The sequence below is a fragment of the Bradyrhizobium sp. CCBAU 11386 genome, from assembly GCF_028128955.1.
Taxonomy (GTDB): Bacteria; Pseudomonadota; Alphaproteobacteria; order Rhizobiales; family Xanthobacteraceae; genus Bradyrhizobium.
Genome location: NZ_LBKA01000117.1, coordinates 1 through 2,290, shown reverse-complemented (window position 1 = coordinate 2,290; position 2,290 = coordinate 1). Strand labels below are relative to the sequence as shown.

At 64.0% G+C, this 2,290-nt stretch carries 2 protein-coding genes; both read right to left on the bottom strand.

The window, feature by feature from the left end:
- Positions 1 to 50: 50 nt before the first annotated feature.
- Positions 51 to 860: an IS21-like element ISBj11 family helper ATPase IstB gene (istB, locus tag XI09_RS08755; protein WP_018270204.1), complete on the bottom strand. Its 810-nt coding sequence runs from the start codon at positions 858 to 860 to the stop codon at positions 51 to 53.
- A partial coding sequence (istA, locus tag XI09_RS08750; protein ID WP_271566483.1) for an IS21-like element ISBj11 family transposase occupies positions 857 to 2,290 on the bottom strand: 1,434 nt, incomplete at its 5' end. The genes istB and istA, both read right to left, overlap by 4 nt.

Below are 2,290 nucleotides of genomic sequence, written 5' to 3'. Positions count from 1 at the left end.
GATTGTCGCGCGCAAGAGTTTTGTTTGCTTTGATTGTCGCGGAGCGTCAATCAAGCGAGCGTTTTTTGTGTCGCGTGCTCCGGTGGCCGCCCTGGACCACGCTTTCGCTCGAGGGCAGTCCGCCTGCGATAGCTCTCGACGTTCATCTCGACGATGGTGGCGTGGTGAACAAGGCGATCGATCGCCGCGAGGGTCATAGCTGGGTCCGGAAAGACCTTGTTCCATTCTCCAAAGGGCTGATTGGCGGTGATCAGCAAAGAGCGTCGCTCGTAGCGTGCGCTGATGAGCTCGAACAGCACACTGGTCTCGGCCTGGTCCTTGGTGACATAGGCAAGATCGTCCAAGATGACGAGATCGAAGCGATCGAGGCGGTTGATGGCGCCCTCGAGGTTGAGCTCGCGGCGAGCCACCTGGAGCTTCTGCACGAGATCGGTGGTGCGGGTGAACAGGACGCGCCATCCGTTCTCGATGAGGGCCAAGCCGATTGCTGCCGCCAAGTGGCTCTTGCCTCCACCGGGCGGACCAAACAGCAGCAGATTGGCGCCCTTGCCGAGCCAGCCGTCGCCGGCGGCGAGTGCGGTCATTTGCGCCTTGGAGATCATCGGCACGGCCTCGAAGTCGAAGCTGTCAAAGGTCTTTCCGGTAGGCAGCCGCGCCTCGACGAGATGGCGCTCGATGCGGCGGCGGCCGCGCTCAGCGATCTCGTGCTCGGCAATGGTGGCGAGGAAGCGCGCCGCCGGCCAGCCTTCTTTATCGGATTGCTCGGCAAATTGCGGCCACAGCGCCTTGATGGCGGGCAGCCGCAGCTCGTTGAGCAACAGATTGAGGCGCGCGGTGTCGACTACGTTGGTTGTGCTCATGCGGCGCCTCCGATCTCGGCGGTACCGATGAGGCATTCATAGGTGGCGAGCGGTGCGAGGCGTACCACGACGTTCGGCACCTGGGCGGGATCCGGGGCGAAGTGAGTACGTAGCCGGTTGAGGTCGGGCAGCCGGCCGTCGTTCAGGTCGGCCGTGAGCTGATTGGCGAGTTCGGCCTCGCAACCGCGCTCATGGGCGAGTGCGAGGAGATCGACCATGATCCGGCAGGCCTTCTTGTCCGGTAAGCGTTTGCGCAAGACGTCGAAGGCTCGGCGGTAAGCTTCCCGGGGGAACAGCTGGTCGCGGTAGACCAGGTTGAGGAGCGCCATCGGCTTTCGCCGCAAGGAATGGATCACGTGCCGATAATCGACGACCTGATCGTGCTTGCCATTGGGATGCGGCCGCCCGCGCGGCAAGGTGAGGAGATGCGTGCCGCCGACAAACACGTCGAGGTGATCGTCATACAGGCGCACCCGCAGCCGATGGCCGATCAAGCGCGACGGCACCGTGTAGAACACCTTGCGCAAGGTGAAGCCGCCGGACGACGTCACGTGGACGATCACCTCTTCATAGTCCGACGTGCGGCGGTCCGGCAGATCCTGAAGTGCGCTACGTTCACTGTCGATCCGCTTGGCGTTGCGGGCATTGCGGCGGCTGGCGATCTCATCGATGAAGCCACGATAGGCAGCCAGATCGTCGAAGTCGGCGGTGCCACGCAGCAACAGCGCGTCGCCGATCGCTCGCTTGAGATGACCATGCGAACTCTCGATCGCCCCGTTCTCGTGGGCGATGCCACGATTGTTGCGGGAAGGCCGCATGCCGTAATGGGCACAGAGGTCTTCGTATCGCCGCGTCAGATCGTCTTTGGCGTCGCGGTCGAGATTGCAAAAGGCGGCCGACAGGCTGTCGGTGCGATGCTCCCGTGGCGCCCCACCGAGTGACCACAAGGCATTCTGCAGGCCTTCGGCCAGAGCGACGAAGCTCTCACCGCCGAGCACGACATGGGCGTGCTCAAACCCGGAATAGGCCAGCCGGAAGTGATAGAGACGATGGTCGAGCGGTACGCCCGCGATCGTGACACCCAATTCGCCCATGTCGGTGAAGTCGGACAGGCCGCGCTGACCGGGTTCGTGGGTCTGGCGGAAGATGACCTCCTGCTCCTCGCCGTGGATCGCCCGCCAGGCCCGGATCCGGCGCTCCAGCGTGCGACGGATGCCGGCGCCGAGCTCGGGATGGCGTCGGAGCAACTCCTCGAAGATCGTGACCGGCCGCACACCGGGGGCGGCCTTCAGCATCGGCACGATATCTGTCTCAAATACGCGGGCCAAGGGATCTGGCCGGCGACGGCCGCGGTGAGCCTTCTTCTGCGACGGAAGGCGTCGATCCTTCTCGATCCGGTAAGCGGTCGAGGTGCTGAACGACGCCTTGGC

Coding starts and splice junctions, on each gene's coding strand:
- istB (WP_018270204.1), bottom strand. CDS start 860: ATGAGCACAACCAACGTAGTCGACACCGCGCGCCTCAATCTGTTGCTC.